The sequence below is a fragment of the Kamptonema animale CS-326 genome (assembly GCF_028330895.1).
GTDB lineage: Bacteria > Cyanobacteriota > Cyanobacteriia > Cyanobacteriales > Microcoleaceae > Kamptonema > Kamptonema formosum.
Genome location: NZ_JAQMUA010000215.1, coordinates 1 through 17,857, shown reverse-complemented (window position 1 = coordinate 17,857; position 17,857 = coordinate 1). Strand labels below are relative to the sequence as shown.

14 protein-coding genes are annotated in these 17,857 nt (G+C 43.9%); 6 read left to right on the top strand and 8 right to left on the bottom strand.

The genetic code is table 11. The features are described 5' to 3' along the window. Nucleotides 1-340 precede the first annotated feature (340 nt). A complete protein-coding gene (locus PN499_RS12450; protein WP_272032244.1) occupies nucleotides 341-2,011 on the bottom strand; it encodes an efflux RND transporter periplasmic adaptor subunit in 1,671 nt (556 codons plus the stop codon). On the opposite strand from PN499_RS12450, the gene PN499_RS12445 reads away from it, so the two are divergent. Continuing rightward, nucleotides 1,997-2,125 carry a hypothetical protein gene (locus tag PN499_RS12445; RefSeq protein ID WP_272032243.1) on the top strand — a complete coding sequence of 43 codons (129 nt, stop codon included), beginning with the start codon at nucleotides 1,997-1,999 and terminating at the stop codon, nucleotides 2,123-2,125. The genes PN499_RS12450 and PN499_RS12445 overlap by 15 nt on opposite strands. Before the next feature lie 164 nt (nucleotides 2,126-2,289). On the opposite strand, the gene fba is transcribed toward PN499_RS12445, so the two are convergent. The 3 genes from fba to PN499_RS12430 form a co-directional block, all read right to left on the bottom strand. Beyond that, nucleotides 2,290-3,369 carry a class II fructose-bisphosphate aldolase gene (gene fba / locus PN499_RS12440; protein ID WP_272032241.1) on the bottom strand — a complete coding sequence of 360 codons (1,080 nt, stop codon included), beginning with the start codon at nucleotides 3,367-3,369 and terminating at the stop codon, nucleotides 2,290-2,292. Between the two features lie 515 nt (nucleotides 3,370-3,884). Continuing rightward, a complete protein-coding gene (locus PN499_RS12435) occupies nucleotides 3,885-4,091 on the bottom strand; it encodes a hypothetical protein (RefSeq protein WP_272032240.1) in 207 nt (68 codons plus the stop codon). 480 nt (nucleotides 4,092-4,571) lie between these two features. Beyond that, a complete protein-coding gene (locus PN499_RS12430) occupies nucleotides 4,572-5,066 on the bottom strand; it encodes a hypothetical protein (protein WP_272032239.1) in 495 nt (164 codons plus the stop codon). A gap of 412 nt (nucleotides 5,067-5,478) precedes the next feature. Between PN499_RS12430 and PN499_RS12425 the strand changes: the two genes are divergently transcribed. After that, the gene (locus PN499_RS12425; protein ID WP_272032238.1) at nucleotides 5,479-7,065 is read left to right on the top strand and encodes an adenylate/guanylate cyclase domain-containing protein; all 1,587 of its coding nucleotides are present in this window, start codon (nucleotides 5,479-5,481) and stop codon (nucleotides 7,063-7,065) included. A gap of 284 nt (nucleotides 7,066-7,349) precedes the next feature. Here the strand turns inward: PN499_RS12425 and PN499_RS12420 are convergent, their stop codons facing one another. Both PN499_RS12420 and PN499_RS12415 read right to left on the bottom strand, forming a co-directional pair. Next, entirely contained in the window at nucleotides 7,350-8,114 is a 765-nt protein-coding gene (locus PN499_RS12420) for a MinD/ParA family ATP-binding protein (RefSeq protein ID WP_272032236.1), read from the bottom strand. A gap of 35 nt (nucleotides 8,115-8,149) precedes the next feature. Then, entirely contained in the window at nucleotides 8,150-10,003 is a 1,854-nt protein-coding gene (locus tag PN499_RS12415) for a CHASE2 domain-containing protein (RefSeq protein WP_272032235.1), read from the bottom strand. A gap of 829 nt (nucleotides 10,004-10,832) precedes the next feature. Between PN499_RS12415 and PN499_RS12410 the strand changes: the two genes are divergently transcribed. From PN499_RS12410 to PN499_RS12395, 4 genes are all read left to right on the top strand, one after another. Further along, nucleotides 10,833-11,570 (top strand): DUF928 domain-containing protein, encoded by a 738-nt coding sequence (locus PN499_RS12410; RefSeq protein ID WP_272032234.1) that lies wholly within the window; start codon nucleotides 10,833-10,835, stop codon nucleotides 11,568-11,570. Between the two features lie 129 nt (nucleotides 11,571-11,699). After that, nucleotides 11,700-12,482 (top strand): HAD family hydrolase, encoded by a 783-nt coding sequence (locus tag PN499_RS12405; RefSeq protein WP_272032233.1) that lies wholly within the window; start codon nucleotides 11,700-11,702, stop codon nucleotides 12,480-12,482. A 347-nt stretch (nucleotides 12,483-12,829) separates the two neighbouring features. Beyond that, a complete protein-coding gene (locus tag PN499_RS12400) occupies nucleotides 12,830-14,047 on the top strand; it encodes a DNA double-strand break repair nuclease NurA (protein WP_272032232.1) in 1,218 nt (405 codons plus the stop codon). 77 nt (nucleotides 14,048-14,124) lie between these two features. Further along, nucleotides 14,125-14,370, top strand: a complete 246-nt coding sequence (locus PN499_RS12395; RefSeq protein WP_272032230.1) for a hypothetical protein — start codon at nucleotides 14,125-14,127, stop codon at nucleotides 14,368-14,370. A gap of 41 nt (nucleotides 14,371-14,411) precedes the next feature. On the opposite strand, the gene PN499_RS12390 is transcribed toward PN499_RS12395, so the two are convergent. Together PN499_RS12390 and recG are read right to left on the bottom strand one after the other, a co-directional pair. Next, nucleotides 14,412-15,062, bottom strand: a complete 651-nt coding sequence (locus PN499_RS12390) for a Uma2 family endonuclease (RefSeq protein ID WP_272032229.1) — start codon at nucleotides 15,060-15,062, stop codon at nucleotides 14,412-14,414. 119 nt (nucleotides 15,063-15,181) lie between these two features. After that, a complete protein-coding gene (gene recG, locus PN499_RS12385) occupies nucleotides 15,182-17,677 on the bottom strand; it encodes an ATP-dependent DNA helicase RecG (protein WP_417063876.1) in 2,496 nt (831 codons plus the stop codon). Nucleotides 17,678-17,857: the final 180 nt, after the last annotated feature.

Below are 17,857 nucleotides of genomic sequence, written 5' to 3'. Positions count from 1 at the left end.
TAGTCGGACATAAATAAACGCTTATATAACTTGTAGGGTGGGCGCTCGCCGAAACCATATTAGCTTTTTGGTTACAAAATTTTTGCGGCGATCGCCCACCTTACGTTTATGTATGTCCACCTACTTAGTTATTAGTTGTTGGTTGTTAAATAGGCACACATAAATAAACTATTATGCTCGTCTTTAGTGACTGTAGCTGCTCAATTTATAGAATAAAGCGGCTAAAGCCACTACTACCAATTGTAGTCATTGCCTATTTTTAATACTCGCTCGCAAACAAGCAACAACTAACAACTAACAACTAACAACTAACAACTAACAACCAACAACTAACCATTACCTATTTACGATTTTTAATGATGTCATCTAATTTTTGCCCTTCAGGAAGTTCAACAAAAATGCGATCGCCTGCTTTTACTCCTTCAAGTATTTGAATTTTGTTGCCAATAGTAGAACCAATAGTAACAGGTTGAAACTTAGGTTTACTTTTCTCATCAGGAATTAGCACTCCCGTATTGCCTTTGCTAGTAACGATCGCTACTGTAGGTACAACCAAAGCATTGTTCAGTTGTTGACCGACAAACCTGAGATCGACATTCATTCCCGACTGCAACAAGTCTTTGCCTTTATCAATAGCTACTCTGACTTGAAATAAAGTCACATCTCGTTCTTTCACCGCTTCGGGAGCGATTAATTTAACTTTCCCTGTGAATACTTTATCGGGATAAGAATCTGCTACGATCTCTACGACTTGACCGGGTTTAATTTGACCGATATCTGACTCTGGTACTTTGGCTAAAACTTCCAAGTCTCGCGCTAGAGCAACAACAGATGTGGAAGTTGCAGAGTCAGTAGCCGAGGCTGAAGTAGTGGGCGTTACAAATGCTCCTTGAATAGCGTATCTTTGGGTAATAATTCCTCCAAAAGGAGCGCGAATGCTGCTATCTTCTAACTGGACTTGATAGTAGCTCACCTGGGCATTTATTTCTGCTACATTTGCTTTAGCAGCGGCAATTTCTTCAGGGCGACTACCATTCACAAGCTGGGCTAACTTGCTTCTAGCTTCTGTAACTTCGGCTTCGGCTCTGGTAATTTCTTCGGGGCGAGTGCCGTTCTGTTTTTGGTTTAATGCTTGTCGCTGTTGTTCGACAGCGGCTTGCAATTGTTGGATCTGCGATCGCCGATTTTCTTGTAATTGTTGTAAGCGCCTTTCGGCTTCCTGTACATTCGCTCTAGCAGTGCGGTCTTCTTTTTTATACTCCTCAAATTGATCTTGAGAAATTGCGCCTTCTTCTACTAAATCCTGATTTCTAGTTAAGCGTTGAGCTGTCAGTTCGGCTGCGGCTTTATTGGCTTCAATTTGAGATTTTGCTTGGGCTATTTCTTGTAATAAACTCCCTGATTGAGCATTTGCTAAACGGGCTTGGGCTTCGTTTAAACTAGCTTGACTTTGGGCGACTTCTTCGGAACGGCTACCCGATCGCAGTTGTGCTAGATTGGCTTCAATTTGCTCTAACCGAGCTTGAGCTTGGACGATTTCTTCTGGGCGGTTCCCGGCTTGAAGTTGGTCTAGTTTGGCGATCGCGCTAGCTAGTCGTGCTTGAGCTTGCATCAGTTGGGCTTCAATGTCGCGACTTTCCATGCGGGCGATCAATTGTCCCTGCTGTACGCGATCGCCTTGTTCGACGTACAATTCTGCTATCCGCCCAGAGGTTTTCGGACTCAGGTTTACTCTCTGTACTGGCTGGACTGTCCCTGAGCTCGTAATTCGCACAGTCAGGTTTTGCGCCTCAACTGGGACAGTCAGAGATTGAATTATATCTGCCTGTGGTTTAGCTTGACTTTTGACTATATATATGGTACTTGGTACAGCCAGCAAACCTGCTGCAAGCAGTCCGATCGCCCACCGATTAAATTTACGAGTGGGTTTCTTGGGAGGCTGCGGTTCAAAGGGTTTAGAATCTTTCACTTTGACCTGAGCAGCAGTTTGCTTGTCATGGCTAACGATCATACCGACTCACTATTTAAACTCAGGATTACTTTCAGCATAAGGTTGGCAGTGGCGATCGCGCATCCTCTCTCAGATTCACCCATTTGGGTGATTTTGGGCAATCGTCTTAGCTAGCCTATATAAAGAATTATAGCTCTTTATTTCAAAATATTACAAATTTTTATTTGCATTTTTTAAGGTAGTTCATCTTGATTCCAAACAATAAAAAACCGAGTAGCCCAAAAGCCACCCGGCAAATTATCCTTTAGACCTTAGATCCCATCTAAAATCTACAACTCTTAGACAGTCACAGCGCTCTTAGAAATAGCTTTCAGTTCGCCCTTAGCATACTTAGCTGCAAAATCATCCAGAGAAATTTGCTTGATATTAGTACCATGACCAGCAGCACCAAAAGACTGATAGCGATCGCTACAAACCTTCTGCATATACTTAATTGAAGGCTTCATAAAGTGGCGAGGATCGAACTCTTCAGGCTTAGCAGCCAAAGCTTCACGTACCGCAGCAGTAATCGCCAAACGGTTGTCAGTGTCAATATTAATCTTGCGGACACCGCTTTGAATTCCCTTTTGGATTTCTTCGACAGGTACACCGTAAGTTTCGCGGATCTTACCGCCATACTGGTTGATCAAAGCCAGCAAATCTTCAGGAACAGAAGAGGAACCGTGCATTACCAAGTGAGTATTCGGTAAGCGGCGGTGAATTTCTTCAATGCGGCTAATTGCTAAAACTTCACCAGTTGGCTTACGAGTAAACTTATAAGCACCGTGAGAAGTACCGATCGCAACGGCTAAAGCATCAACCTGAGTTTGCTCAACGAAATCCACAGCTTGGTCAGGGTCAGTTAACAATTGGTCGTGAGAGAGCACACCCTCAGCACCGTGACCATCTTCAGCTTCACCCATACCAGTTTCCAGAGAACCCAAACAGCCCAGTTCGCCTTCCACGCTAACGCCAATGGAGTGAGCTACTTTCACAACTTCGCTAGTAACATTGACGTTGTATTCGTAGCTAGCAGGAGTCTTAGCATCTGCTTCCAGAGAACCATCCATCATCACGCTGGTAAAACCGTTGCGAATCGCCGAATAGCAAGTACCGGGAGCATTACCATGATCTTGGTGCATGACAATGGGGATGTGGGGGTAAGTTTCCACAGCAGCCAAAATCAAATGGCGTAAGAAGTTTTCGCCAGCGTATGAACGAGCACCGCGAGAAGCTTGCAGGATTACGGGGCTATTGGTTTCATCCGCCGCCCGCATGATAGCCTGAATCTGCTCCATGTTGTTGACATTGTAAGCAGGAATGCCATAACCGTTTTCCGCCGCGTGATCCAGCAGTAGCCGCATGGGTACGATCGCCATAGATGTTCCTCCTAAATTATTTGTAGTTTCTAAGCAGTAGGTCTTAGACGAGTTCAATTCTTAGGACAATCTTAAGACACTTTGCCACATATAGCGAAATATGTTTAGCGAATCTTAGGGGCGGGAAGGACTAGGGGAGCAAGGAAATACCCAGTTATAGCAACGGCCAAGGCGTTGAGGACGTAAAACGCCAGCAATCCTGTTCGGGTATCTCGTAAACCATCAAACTACTCCAGTTTTTTGCGAAAAGGTGTCACCTTCTTCACCTGACCCCAAAACCCGAAAGCCTAATTGCTGAAAGGAGCGATCGCGCGATCGCATCTTACACATCTTAATTTAAAAGCCGTTTTCCCACCTTGCTCTTCCATCAGCACCCCAGGCCAAAAGCTCAACCAAAACGCGCGATCGTAGTAGGTTGCGGCACACTATCAGACTCATACTCATAAGTCAGAGACAAATATCATTACTAGCTTTGGGGGTTGCGATAACACCTAGAGGGCGACGTTACCAGTTTACTAATAAATTTGCGATTCAATCTGCTCGAAAGGTACGTAACATTCATCGGGTAATAACACTGGCTTCGATGAGAAAATTAGTTGACCTCGGCTGTTTACTGTGTTAATTACTACACCCATTGGACGCTGCATTTGGTCGCAGTGTACTTCCAAATAGGCACGATAGGTGAGTCTGGCGGTTCGGAGTAAAGTCGAATCGAACAACATGGAGCAATCTCGACTGTTTAGCGTTTTTCTTGCCAATCTTTGCGATCGGGAGTTAAACAAATTGTAAGCCTGAATTTGCGACTTCTCGTGCTTTCTATCCGATGTTTTATCTCGCCCCAGCATTTTCCGAAGCTGAACGACTATCCTATTCGCGACACTCAGCAGCCAATATTGATGCGGTTAAGTAGAAGGAAGAAGGAAGAAGGAAGAAGGATTTAGTTATCTAGGACAGAAGGAAGAAGAAAGAAAAATTTAGTTATCTAGGAGAGAAGGAAGAATGTTTATACAGTCAGCTTTTTAGCCATCTTTATCTTATGTTTAATTAGGTGGATTTACTTATCTAATTATAAATATTAGCTTTGCTTTCCCAAAAATCTCTATTATTATTTTTTATAATCTATTCTAGAGCTAACACAAAAACTCCCTGCTTCAGTATCCTTAATTACCTGCTTACATCGCAAGTTCTTAATTATTTTAAATCTAAGGTACAGTCGAAGAAGATTCGTTAATTTCTAAGGTCACAAGCCCATCACCTCTAACAGTTCCATCTCGCAAGACGAAAATAAATGCCCCAGGATTTCCAAACATAAATCCGTTCTTTCCAGCGAAAACTCCGCCCTCACTTCCCGGAGCAATGTACGCGCCAAATTGAGTGGGAACTCCGTTCTCGAAACCCAAAACAGGAGCGTCTGGGAAGTTGAAATCATCACTGGCTGTATAGGTGACAGGAGTTAAGCCTGTAGCCAAGTCCAGAAATCTAAAGTTAAAAGATAGCAATCCCGGTCGATTTCCATTTCCACCACTGAGATTTATGGATTCTGTGCCGACTTTGGTCAGATGTGTATCGTCGTAGGAAAAGTCCCCTGTGTAGACACCCACGAATTTGGGATCGTTGACGTACTGGGCCTCGATTTTGACTTGGATTGTGCCTGTGATTATAGCTGCCATAAATGAAGATAATGCTAATAATTTCATGGGAAATTTAGGCAAGGAATTATTTAACAAATTGAACAGATTAAGTCTCAGGTTTTAATTTTTAATGTTTAATATGTTGTCGATCGCGATTCTTCTAAAATATCCAAATTCCAGCTCTTCTAAAATACCCAAATTCCAGCGCGATCGCTACACTGGTCTACGGCATCGCGAACCAAACTAAAGACCTCGCTAAAAGTTTCTCAGCATTGCTGTGAATGCACAATATTATAAATTTGTCAATACTAATTTCATAATTCTCGCCTCATTAGCTCGGCGAGGATCGACCAGCACCTACCAACATTACAAACAAATCTCTAAGACTAAGGCTACAATCACAGTCAAGCAGCGGAACTTGAAAATATTTTTTCAATCTCTAAACACAGATTTAAGCACAATTTTCTACCTAAAACTTATGGATAATACCACAAAACTCACAAATTTACGAATTAACGTATTAGCCTACAATCCTCCCTTAGCCGCCCTCGAACTCAAGCTGCGATCGCTACTTTCTGCTGAGCTATATGCAGCAGCTTGGGTAGATCCAAAACCTGCAACCTTAATCAATGTTTTCGACCACTTGCGGACTCTGCGCTACATCCTGAACGACTACGTACCCCGACCCGTCTCCGAATCACCCCCCAAACCCGGCGAAGTTCGCTATCAATGGCAAGAAGGCACTTTACTATTTACCGATCTCGCAGGCTTCACACCCCTGTTAGAAGCCAATGCCGCCTACGGTCGTTCTGGAGCAGAAGCACTTTGGAACTTACTCCACGCCTATTTTGCCTCAATGATTGACATCATCAGCAAATCCGGTGGTGACTTGTTGGAATTTACCGGAGACGCAATGCTGGTAAAGTTTTTAGCCACCAAAGACGGTAACGATACAGCTACGGCCTTGCGGGCGGGACTGCGAATGCAGCGAGCAATGGCAAATTTTAGCCAAATTGAAACGGCACGGGGTGTTTTATCCCTGGGAATGCGCGTTGGCATTCACTCTGGCAAGTATATCGCTGCGGACATTGGCACGCCGATGCGGATGGCTCACGTATTGCTGGGTCATTCTGTCCAGCAAGCCAAGCAAGCTGAAGGTGCAGGTACTGTGGGAAGAGTATGTTTGACGGAAACTGCAAGTTCTGTTCTGGCAGACCAATTTCGCTTTGAACCTAGCAAACCAGGTTACTTATTAGCCGTAGATGACCTCACCGATGCTCAACTGGGGGAATACGACATCATGCCTACCCGTCGCCGGATGCCAAGTTCTGTTTTGCTAGACAGGAGTGTATCTGGCTTGGCTGCTGAAATTGAAGAGGCAGTCAAGCGGGTAGAATCTCTGGCTAGCTACATTCCCAGGCCGATTCTTACCCTACTGGTAGAAAATGCCAATAAGCGGCAGATACCGCCTGATTTTCTGATACCGACGGTGATGTTTGTAAACTTGATCGGTTTGCCAGAGTCCGTTGATTTGGCAACGCCGGAGGAAGCTGTCAATCTTGTCACGACTTTTTCCCGCGTTTTTTCGATGGTGGATGCTGCTGTCACTGCCAGGGGTGGGGTTTTGCCAAATGTCACTGCTCACTTGGAGGGTTCTGATATTTTGATCTATTTTGGAGTACCCGAAGCTCACACTAACGATCCCTATCGAGCTGCCAGTGCGGCCTTGGCGATCCGAGATATTATTTCACAACTGACACCGCCCATTGTTGGAGGTAAGCAAGTTACAGTCTTTTCTCAGATTGGATTGGCAATGGGCCCTGTGTTTGCCGCTGAGGTTGGGGAATCTCGCGGTCGCCGGGAGTTTAACGTAGTTGGAGATACTGTGAATACGGCAGCGCGATTGATGACTAAGGCGGCTAAAAACCAAATTTTGATCAGCGAGAAGGTGTTTAGTGCGATCGCGCCTCACTTTGACTGCGAAGATTTGGGAGCTATTTCCCTCAAAGGTAAGGCCGCTCCTATGTCAGTCTTCGCGCTCGAAAAGCTCAAGGTTAATAGTTAACTGTTAACCAAGGTACGTAAGTAGATAGATCGTATATATTGTATGTCATTGCGAGGAACGTAGACCATATATATTGTGTGTAATTGCGAGGAACGAAGCAATCGCAATGCTAGGCGGAAAGCTTCATTCCTCTCATTAAGTTAGGTTAGTAAAGATGATTAGTTGCTTGCTGTACTCGACTTTCTCCACAAGTGAGCCGCACTTAAGACCCATAAGCATTTTCGCTTTATAAAAGCTCAAGGTTAACAGTTAACTATTAACAGTTAACCGTTAACCGTTAACCATTAACTATTAAGTATCTCCTTGGCAACTCCTTCGACAATCTTAGTTAGCGGATGATCGGGATAGTTTAAGGTAAAAACTCCTTTGCTTGCCAGTAGCATCATCTCGTCGCTGTGGGGTAGGACACCTGCCACTGGAACTTTGTAGGTGGCTTCTACTTGTTGCTTTAAGTCATCGAAATCAAGAGAAATCAGGGCTTTATTAATGATCAGCAACATCTTGGGTACTTCCAATTTTCTCGCTACGTCTACGGTGACGGCCGTACCCTGGAAATCTTGCTGGTCTGGACGTAAAATCAACACAAGGATATCAGAGATAGTAATAGAAAGAAGAGTTTCTTCGTTCAGGCCGGGGTGGGTATCAATAAATAGATAGTCCAGTTTGAGATCTTCTATTAATTCTTGAAAGCCATCGTTAAGCAAACCTACATCGTATCCCTCTCGCAGCACTCGCGCAATTTCTCCGGCTTTGACGCTGGAGGGGATCAGATAGAGCGTACTGTCTTTTGCTGCCGTTTTTGGGAGAACGGAACTGACATCGTAGGCTGTCTCTGCTATTGGACACCGACCCCAGAGGTAATCATTGAGGGAACGTTTCATGTTGTCCTCGCTGAAACCAAAAAGAACGTGAATCCCTGGTGATTGAATATCTGTGTCAACAATGCCAACTCGCTTTCCGTAACGAGCGACGGTACTAGCTAGGTTTGCTGTTGTGTTCGATTTGCCAGTTCCACCCCGGTAGGAGTGGATAGATACTACTTTAGACATGATTTACCTCTGATTCCTAGAAAAGGCGGCATTTACTAATCTATTACTTCTGATTCTTCATCTTTCTTTTCTGTTGCAACCTCCTCAAGTTTTTCTGGCGATCGCCGCCGCTTCATCTGTTTAGCTTTGGCGGCTAAATCGGCAAATCCCTCGTCGGGGGGATTTTCTTGGGTGAGATTGCTGTTATCAGCTTCTAACTGAGTTCGCCGTCGCTTCATCTGTTTAGCTTTGGCCGCTAAATCTGCGAATCCGTCATCGAGTGGATTCTCTGCTGTGGGATGGTGGTTTTCTGGATGTGCGATCGCCTCTGATGAAACGCTTTCCTCGCTGACTTCACTCACCTTACGCCTCTGTTGCTTTGCCTTTTGCTGCAACTGAGCAAAATAATCCTCTGCCTCACTCTCGGCAGTTTCAGGTGCTGGGGTTGGGGAAACGGCAGTTTCGGAGACTTCCTTTTTGCGAGTTTTCAGTTCGCTTTTCTTTTGCTGTAACTCTCTGAAGAATTCGGACTCTGTAATTTCGGCAACTTGCTGTTCTTTTTTACTTTGGTCAATTTCAATTTTAAAGACTTGTTTAACCTTATCGGTAATTACTTTGCCATAGCCTCCCTTATTGAATCTATCTCCTAAGACCACGCTGCCGGCAGTTACCATCAAGGCGATCGCAGGTGTGACGACGGGCACCCACCCTCCCAGGATAAAAATCCCAAAACCCATACCCAAGGACACTCCCAGCAGTGCGCCTCCAGCTAAGCCAAAACGCAGGGGTTGCTGAATACCCCAGGCTAACACTGCACCCGCCATCGACCACCCCCAGATCCAGAGGACTTCTAGCCATTCTGGCCAGAACCAAAACAAAGGTCGTCCATCCAAAACTGCACTCAGAAGTTGACTGACGATTTGAGCGTGAGCTACAATTCCCGCCATCGATTGGTCGTTTTGCTTGCCAGCGCTGTAGGGAGTATAAAAAGCGTCTTTAACTGTATCTGTGACATAACCAATAAGAACGATCCGATCTTTGACTAACTTCGGGTCGATCTTGCCTTCAACGACATCTGCAAAGTTAGCAAACTGGGCAACATTGCGCGCAGAACGGTAGTTAATTAGTAATTGATATCCCCCCACGTTGGCATTTTTGTATCCGCCAGAATCCTTTTGTAAGGGGTTAATAACAGTGGAACCTAGCATTAAATTCCCTTGGGGGGATGTTCCTGGCTTAATTCCCTGCTGTTTTAGATAAAGGTTAACTATCTGAAATCCAAAGGATGATAAAAAGGGGACGGAGGAATTGTTGCACAGGTGTTTTTCAACTCCGGGGGGTTCTGGGGGTTTAATGAAAAATGCTGTGCGGCGGAGCACTCCGCCGGGATCTACTACTAAATCTGCAAATCCGACTTGACTGTTTGCCAGTCCCGGAGCTGGTGGACTTCCGGGTTGTTCTGCTGTACCATCGCTCAGCAAGCAAACGCCGACGATCCGTTTACTTTTCTGTAAAACTTTAGTTAATTCAGCGCGACCATCTCCTAAAGGCACGTCCCGCAGTAAATCTAGACCGATGACGCGGGGTTCTAAGCGCTCTAGGTTTTGCAATAGGTGGGTTACTTTGCGATCGGAGATGGGCCATTCTTTGAGCCTTTGGATATCCCCTTCCGTGATTCTGACAATTAGCAGGCGCGGGTCTGGCCCTTCGTCTTTTCGCCATCGGAGCATTTGGTCAAAGGCGGCTAATTCTAATGGTTCCAGCATTCCTATTTGCCTGGCCCCAACTAACAAAACGGTGACGGCGACACTGGCAACTGCTACCGATTTGACAAAGTTTAAGGCAGGCTTGTACAGGTTGCTCAATTTTGGCAACGCTGAGGATATTTTCTGAGAGAATTTATCAATCATCGCGCTCCATTCTGTAATTCCTATTGCGTAGTACCGCGCTTAATCAGGGGATATCAGAGTTTGATATTTGACCTCAAAATAAAAGTTTAGGTAATGTCACAAGCTGTGGTTTGAGAAGTTGCACCTGAGTGTAACAGACTTTTTTTAGAGGTATCATTGCCGTTCTTGGCTATTGCTGGTTTGGTTAATTAATGCTATTGATCGGTTTAGGTGCAAAAAATGTCGCTAGTAGTAGCGGTTCGATACTTGCGATCGCTGTGGGAGACAGGTAATGTCTACAAACCTGTTGCTCCCTGACAGCCGGGGTGAAAAATCCTGCTGTCGCCGTAAGGCAAGTCTATCACAAAGCTCGTCCGCCTTTGAATTCAAGATCCTCATGCCCTGTTTTTACATAGGGTTTCCCCAGTAGTTTGAGGGGAGGGGATAGACGGAAGGAGGCCTGAAGCCTTGGCTCTATGAAATTGGGTAAAGAACCGGAAGCTCTCTGGCGATTGCCTGTGGAGTAAGAATAAGTAGTCAGAAGCCTAGCTATACTAGCTATAATTGTCTATAACATTTTAGTTTAGTCAGCTTTTGGCTAATGTACTACTACATCGACAAACAAGGTAGCAATCAGTGTGAAAGAGGCTATCTCGTATAAGGGTGTTAGCTAACTTTTACACTACCTATGTTGGTTGCTGACAAATCGATTGATGTGTTTTTTCTTCCTGGTCTGAAGCAGGAAGTAAAATTGAAATCTGCACTGTGCAGGTTGGTTGAACTTGACAGCACCGCAAGTGCAGGATAATCTCTGTCAATTTTTGCATTTTATATTCAAAGGCCCAAAAAAATGAAACATTTTCTGCATTTAGCAACAATTTCAGCGGCTTTATCTTTAGGCATGACTGCGATCGCTAGCTTTCCTAATGTAGCAAACGCTCAGTCAGAGCCATTGCTTTTGAGTCAAGTTAATTTCCAACCCCCTGATGTCACCGCACCTGGTAACAGACAAGGGGGTACACATCGAGGAACGGGGGCCTGTCCTGCCGGTTTATCTATTACCCCTTTAGTACCTGTAAGCAATATTGGGTTAACCGTAGAAGAGTCCCCATCTTTTTTTGTATATATTCCTCAAACTTCCGCAAAAGTTGAGTTTACTCTACTAACTGAAAATGAGGATGATGTCGTTTATGAGACTGCTTTTAAACCCACTAAAGCTGGTGTTGTTAGCGTGACTTTACCACCTGCTAGTGGCAGCCGTAAACCTCTTGAGATTGGCAAGCGATATGTCTGGTCTTTTTCTATGGTTTGCGATCCAAACGATCGTTCGGCCGATTTAGTGGTGAAGGGGTGGGTACAGCGAATCACACCTCAGCCAGCTCTTAAAAGCGATTTGTCTAATCCCGACCCTCGTGCAAGGTTAGGAGTTTATGCTAAAAATGGGCTGTGGTATGAAACTCTTACTACTTTAGCTGAACTGCGTCTTCAAACTCCTAATGATTCAGCTTTGGCAACTGAATGGGTGCAATTGTTGCAGTCTCAAGGACTTGAATCAGTTTCAAATCAACCCCTACTTCAGGGTCAGTAAAGTCTGTTGAGAATAGGGACTAGGGGCTAGAGAGAGGGAGATGGGGGAGATGGGGAGGATGGGGGAGAAAATCCGCCATTCTCCCCAATTACCAATTACCAATTACCAATTACCAATTACCAATTACTAATGATCCCTAACTTTCCAAATATTTTAGCCCTAGATTTTGACGGTGTAATCTGTGATGGTCTAGTTGAATATTTTCAGACAGCGTGGCGGACTTATTGTCAAATTTGGCAACCTATTAATACAACCCCGGATTCCGATTTAGCTCTCACTTTTTACAAGTTACGGCCTGTGATTGAAACTGGTTGGGAAATGCCACTTTTAATCCAGGCTTTACTGTTAGATATTCCGCAGGAAAAGATTTTGCTAGACTGGCCAAGTATTGCTCAGCAATTATTGGTAGAAAATAATCTTACGGCTTTGGATGTGGGTACTAAGCTAGATAATTTGCGGGATGAATGGATTGCCAAGGATTTAAATGAGTGGCTATCTCTACATCGGTTTTATCCCGGAGTGACGGAACGTTTACAAGAGTTGTTTAGTAATGATGTGCAACCAATAATTGTGACGACTAAAGAGGGTAGATTTGTGCGGGAACTTTTGCTATTAGCAGGGGTAAAAATGCCTGAAGGTTCGATTATTGGTAAAGAGTATAAGAAGCCTAAGCATCAAGTTTTGCGAGAATTGTTAGCGAAGTCTGGGGAAGATTGTGTAATTTGGTTTGTGGAAGATAGACTGAAAACTTTGATTTCTGTTAAACAGCAATCTGACTTAGCTGGAGTCAACTTATTTTTGGCGGATTGGGGATATAATACTTTAGCTGAACGAGACTCGGTAGCTAAATATCCTCCTGTAAAACTTTTATCTCTATCTCAGTTTACTCAGGATTTTGGTGGGTGGTTGTAGAATAAATCTTGTATGTTAAGAAAAAGGAAGAATCCTGTATTTCTGTCATTACGAGCGAAGCGAAGTAATCGCAACCTTTTATTTTTAGCTAACTCTGTAAGTCTTGTTAAAAGAATTTTCGTAATTGATTTAGTTGGTACCAACGACAAAAAAATTGAGATTTTGGGGTTGACTTGTACCGCTAGACAAGGTATATTTATATAATGGGATGGTTAGATAAATAATATTTTTAGACAGATTTCTATTATAAAGTAAGTATACTGTCAACTTCTGAAAAATGCAAGGGGTTCAGCAAAAAAAATCAAATTTTTTATGATTAATCTTTAAAATTTTGGGACTTTATACTAATGCTTGATTTAACAAAAGTAGCTAAGGCAATGCAAGGAATGAGCCAACATCTAAGCGCGGAAGCTGTGGCGGCTGGTAAACGCTTAGAGGTAGCTTTAAATTTGCTTGAGAAAGCGGAATCTGCACAGGAAAAGTTGGTAAATTTACAGGAAACTTACCGCGATCGCATCTTATTTAATGCTGCAACTCCTCGAGAACCTTTGGATGGCGGCGGCTACATTGTGGTTCCGCCAATTGCTCATACGGTATTGGCAACAGATGGATCGCAAATTGCCCCAAATCACCACGAAATTGCTTATTGCTATTTGCTAAATGTCGGTCGCGTAACCCTGCATTATGGGCAAAGTCGTCACCCAGCTTTAGATAGTTTGCCAGAGGTTTTTTATAAGGCAGAAGACCTGTATATTGCTCGTCAGTGGGGAATTAGAACTGAGGAGTGGATGGGTTATCGGCGTAGCGTGTCGGAAGCAGAAACTTTGGCGGAATTAGGCTGTAATTGGGCGGAGATTAATGGCAATAAATTGACTACACCAACTTTAGCAATGGTCGATGGTTCGTTGATTTATTGGTTTTTGGAGGGGTTGCCAAATGATGCTCGCGATCTCATTTTGCAGCCAATTTTAGCAGCATGGGAAAAGTTACGGTTAGCGGGAATTCCGCTATTAGGTTATATTAGCGCTTCTCGTAGTGCTGAAACTTTATCTTTTCTACGTTTGGCAGCTTGTTCCTATGATGTACCTGACTGTATAACTAATTGTCCTAATGCGATCTTTGCGGCGAATTTGCCGAATGCGGAGAAAGCACCTTGTCAAGTGTTTGAACCCTTGCGAGATGTGATTTTATGGGGTTCAATTTTGCTGCCAGGACAAAGAACTCCTTTGTGGCGATCGCAAGCTCGAATTTTGGAGTTATACGGAGAACAAAATATCTATTTTTGTTATGTTCATGTAGGGACTGAAATTGCTAGGATTGATATGCCGCAGTGGGTGGCTGAAAATCCTGTATTATTGGAGTCAGCTTTAAGTTTAATGTTAGGTCAGGTTCACAAGGGTGGTGGCTATCCGGTAGCTTTGGCAGAAGCTCATAATCAAGCGGTAGTGACAGGGGGAGATCGAGGTAGATTTTTTGCTTTGTTGGAACAACAAATGATTAAGGCTGGCTTGAGAAATGTGGGAATTTCTTATAAGGAAACTCGGAAGCGGGGGAGTATTGCGTAATTGTTAACGGTTAACGGTTAACGGTTAACGGTTAACTGGTAACTGGTAATTCGATGGCGTAAAATTAAGTTAGATAAATGGGAATAATTTTGTTGGGGGTGATTATGCCATTGGAATTAATTATTTTACTTGCAGCATTGATTGTGTCTTGGTTGGTGTTTAATTGGGCGATTAAAGTATTAAAGGCTAGTATCGGTACGGCGGTTGCGATCGCGGCTATTGTTCTCGTGTTACAATTAGTTTTTGGGATTGGGCCGAATCAGCTTTTGCAGCACATAATTAATTTGCCACAGACGCTTTGGCAAATGGTTCAGGGGAAGTGAGAGAAATTAAAAAAAAGAGTTCTCGATTATATAGTCTGCGATTATTGCGGCAAAATTTCTTTCAACCTCTCTCGAAACAAACGCACAGCGGCCCTTTGTCCAATACTTTTACTTTGCTCAATCAAACCCGGAATTTCTGCAATTGGCAAAAATGGTAAAGCCACACTATTCTCCCTCTCTTCATAATTTCCGTCAACCAATTGATATACTAAAAGAGATTGATTTCGATATCTCCAGATTTCAGGAACACCTAGAGCAGCATAAATCGCAAACTTATTCAAAGAAGAATTCGTGTAATCTGATTCTACTACTAAATCTGGTGGCGGGTCGGCAGGCAAATTGATACTTTTACCTCTAACTATAGATTCATTTTGAATGTAGAAGCAAGTATCCGGTTCAATAGCACGAGTTAAATCTTCCCTTTCCAAAGTCAGAGCACCCAGTTTTCTGACTTCAATCTCTAGTTTATCAGCTAAAGCTTCAACAAAGCTTTCAATCATTCCTTTCGGTTCTTCATGTTCTGTAAGTGGCATTCTAATTTCTAAAACTCCTGTATCGTAAGCAATTCTCCAGGCTCTACCGTCGCCGACATCAGACATTATTGCTTTAAATGTTGACCATTTAATGCCTGTCAAAGTAATTACCTTTTCCTCGCTACTATTTTGAGGAGGAGTTGATATAGTTGTTATCATCTCAATTGCAATTAGTTAAGCTTTTATTAATTTTAACACAATTCTTATTTCTCTCTTCCCCCTACCCTTTCTTCCTTCTTCCTTCTTCCTTCTTCCTTCTTCCTTCTTCCTTCTCTAGCTTATGTTAAAATAGAACCACTCATCATCCGCTGATATCTACGCTCTAATTCATCTCGAATTGCAGGCATTTGACTCAAACTTTCATCGCGATCTATTACCATTTTTGCCGCCTCCCTTGCCAACTCTAAAACTTCCTGATCTTCCACCAAACTTGCTAAAGCAAAATCCGGTAAACCCGCCTGTCTCGTCCCTAAAACCTGACCCGGCCCCCGCAATCTCATATCCATTTCTGCAATAAAAAACCCATCTTGCGACTGTTCTAAAACCTTCATTCGCTGCAAAGCTTCCCCAGCATTAGAACCCCGCATTAACAAACAATAAGAACGATCGCTTCCCCTACCCACACGACCTCGTAATTGGTGCAACTGCGACAAACCGAAACGCTCACAATTTTCAATCAACATCACTGTTGCATTCGGAACGTCAACACCCACTTCTACAACAGTTGTCGATACCAAAATGTGAGTTTCTCTATCCCGGAACTTGGTAATTGCCTCATCCTTTTCTGCACTTGTCATCCGACCGTGTAACAAACCTACTTGAAACTCAGGGAATATCGTTGTCTTTAGTTTCTCCTGTTCCTCAATAGCCGAACGTAAGTCTAGTTTTTCTGACTCTTCTACCAAAGGCAAAACCACATAAACTTGGCGACCTCCCGCTACTTCCCGCCGAATCAATTCATAAGCTTGACTGCGTTCTTTTCCCGTCAATATTGTTGTTTGAATTGCCTGTCTTCCGGGAGGTAATTCATCAATTAAACTCACATCTAGATCGCCATGTAACGTTAAAGCCAGCGTCCGAGGAATAGGTGTTGCGGTCATCGTCAATACGTGAGGAGACTCGCCTTTTTGCTGCAACTTCGCCCGTTGCTGTACCCCAAATCGGTGCTGTTCATCAATTACAACTAAACCCAATTTATCAAAGTTAACTGTATCTTGAATTAAGGCGTGAGTTCCAACTAAAACTTTTAATTGCCCCGTTTCTAACTGGGAATGAATTTCTCTGCGTTTCGCTACTTTGGTCGAACCAGTTAATAGTTCAACTGGCAAGTGCATTAAATTTAACCAACCTACTAACTTGCGATAATGTTGCTCTGCTAAAACTTCAGTGGGTGCCATCAAAGCTGCTTGATATCCAGATTGAATTGCTGCTAGTATTGCTACCACTGCCACCACAGTTTTACCAGCACCGACATCTCCTTGTACCAGCCGATTCATCGGTTCTGGCAAGGCTAAATCATTGAGGATCTCATTAATTACTCTTTTCTGAGCATTTGTTAACTTAAATGGGATGATATTATAGAAATTATTCAGCAATTCCCCATTCGGAATTAGCACTGCACTCGCTTGAGCTTTGCGGTGCATTTGGCGGCGTTTTAACAGTCCTAATTGTAAATAGAAAAACTCATCAAAAACTAAGCGGCGACGGGATGCTGACAGACAATCCCTATCTAAGGGAAAATGAATATTACTAAGGGCATCGGCTATCCCCATTAAACTATAGCGATCGCGCAAACTTTCAGGTAAAGACTCTTGTACTTGCTTAACCGCCGGTAAAGCCGCAGCCATCCCCCGCCTCACCACTCCCGCATCTACCCCATCCGTCAAGGGATAAACAGGTACTAACCGCCCCACCGTAGCTGATTCTATCGTGCCACCGTCGGAGTCGAGCACTTCTATTTCGGGATTTTCCAGCGTCACGCCATATTTCCCTTGCTTCACCAACCCCGAAGCCGCTACCACCGCACCCACTGGATAATAACGCTTTTGCTGTTCCTGCCAGCCACGATTGCTGTAGCGATTGCCATGAAAAAAGCGATTCAGCTTGATTTGACCCGTCCGATCCGTTAAAATCAGCTCTAAAATCGTCAATTTATTGTTTTTTGGGCTACTAAAGCAGTTGCAGCGCTTCACAGTTGCCACTAAAGTCACAGTTTCTCCCGCTGCGAGTTCGCGGATGCTCACTTGCCGAGCATAATCAATGTGATCGCGGGGATAATAGTATAATAAATCGTATACAGTTAATAACCCTAATTTGCCTAAACGATTGCCATTGTTCGGCCCAATACCTGTTACACGGTTTAGAGGTTGATCGAGAGAAAGGCTTGGTGGTGGAGGGTTTTGACTCAGCGGCGCAGTTCGGGTATTGGGTACTGGGGAAGAGGGAGTATATTCCGGTGTCTGTTCTCTCACTTTGTGTCCGATAGCAGAGTTCTGGTGTTCGCAGACTCGCTGGACTTGCATGAGAAAACGCCGTGTTTCAGCGACAAGAGATTGGCGCTCTTCTAGTTCCATTTCAGGATAACTGACAAACTGGGCCGCCAGATGCAGGCATCGGTTGCGATCGTTGAGCGGGATGATATCAGTAGCTTGACTCAAACTCAGACTTAGAAAATCGCTGAAGCGGTGTTGAGAACCCTGTAAGTCAGTAAATCCACGTTCCGCCTCTACGGAGAGAGCTTTTTGCAGTCGCACCCAATCTGGTTGATCCGTCATGATTTTATATAGCTGGGGAAGAAGGGGCTAGGGGCTAGGGAAAGAAGGGGCTAAGGTTTCAGGAACTCACAATATCCTAACCGCCTTGTCGTTTTCTATATATATTAGGTTGAATTATTATTCAATTAACTGTCAATAATATCCTTTGTAACGCCGCCCTCTGGGCGGTCAAATTACCGC

Bases quoted from the DNA above. Each gene is read 5' to 3' on its own strand.
- PN499_RS12445 (WP_272032243.1), top strand. From the start codon at position 1,997: ATGGCTAACGATCATACCGACTCACTATTTAAACTCAGGATTACTTTC.
- PN499_RS12450 (WP_272032244.1), bottom strand. From the start codon at position 2,011: ATGATCGTTAGCCATGACAAGCAAACTGCTGCTCAGGTCAAAGTGAAA.
- fba (WP_272032241.1), bottom strand. From the start codon at position 3,369: ATGGCGATCGTACCCATGCGGCTACTGCTGGATCACGCGGCGGAAAAC.
- PN499_RS12435 (WP_272032240.1), bottom strand. From the start codon at position 4,091: ATGTTGTTCGATTCGACTTTACTCCGAACCGCCAGACTCACCTATCGT.
- PN499_RS12430 (WP_272032239.1), bottom strand. From the start codon at position 5,066: ATGAAATTATTAGCATTATCTTCATTTATGGCAGCTATAATCACAGGC.
- PN499_RS12425 (WP_272032238.1), top strand. From the start codon at position 5,479: ATGGATAATACCACAAAACTCACAAATTTACGAATTAACGTATTAGCC.
- PN499_RS12420 (WP_272032236.1), bottom strand. From the start codon at position 8,114: ATGTCTAAAGTAGTATCTATCCACTCCTACCGGGGTGGAACTGGCAAA.
- PN499_RS12415 (WP_272032235.1), bottom strand. From the start codon at position 10,003: ATGATTGATAAATTCTCTCAGAAAATATCCTCAGCGTTGCCAAAATTG.
- PN499_RS12410 (WP_272032234.1), top strand. From the start codon at position 10,833: ATGAAACATTTTCTGCATTTAGCAACAATTTCAGCGGCTTTATCTTTA.
- PN499_RS12405 (WP_272032233.1), top strand. From the start codon at position 11,700: ATGATCCCTAACTTTCCAAATATTTTAGCCCTAGATTTTGACGGTGTA.
- PN499_RS12400 (WP_272032232.1), top strand. From the start codon at position 12,830: ATGCTTGATTTAACAAAAGTAGCTAAGGCAATGCAAGGAATGAGCCAA.
- PN499_RS12395 (WP_272032230.1), top strand. From the start codon at position 14,125: ATGGGAATAATTTTGTTGGGGGTGATTATGCCATTGGAATTAATTATT.
- PN499_RS12390 (WP_272032229.1), bottom strand. From the start codon at position 15,062: ATGATAACAACTATATCAACTCCTCCTCAAAATAGTAGCGAGGAAAAG.
- recG (WP_417063876.1), bottom strand. From the start codon at position 17,677: ATGACGGATCAACCAGATTGGGTGCGACTGCAAAAAGCTCTCTCCGTA.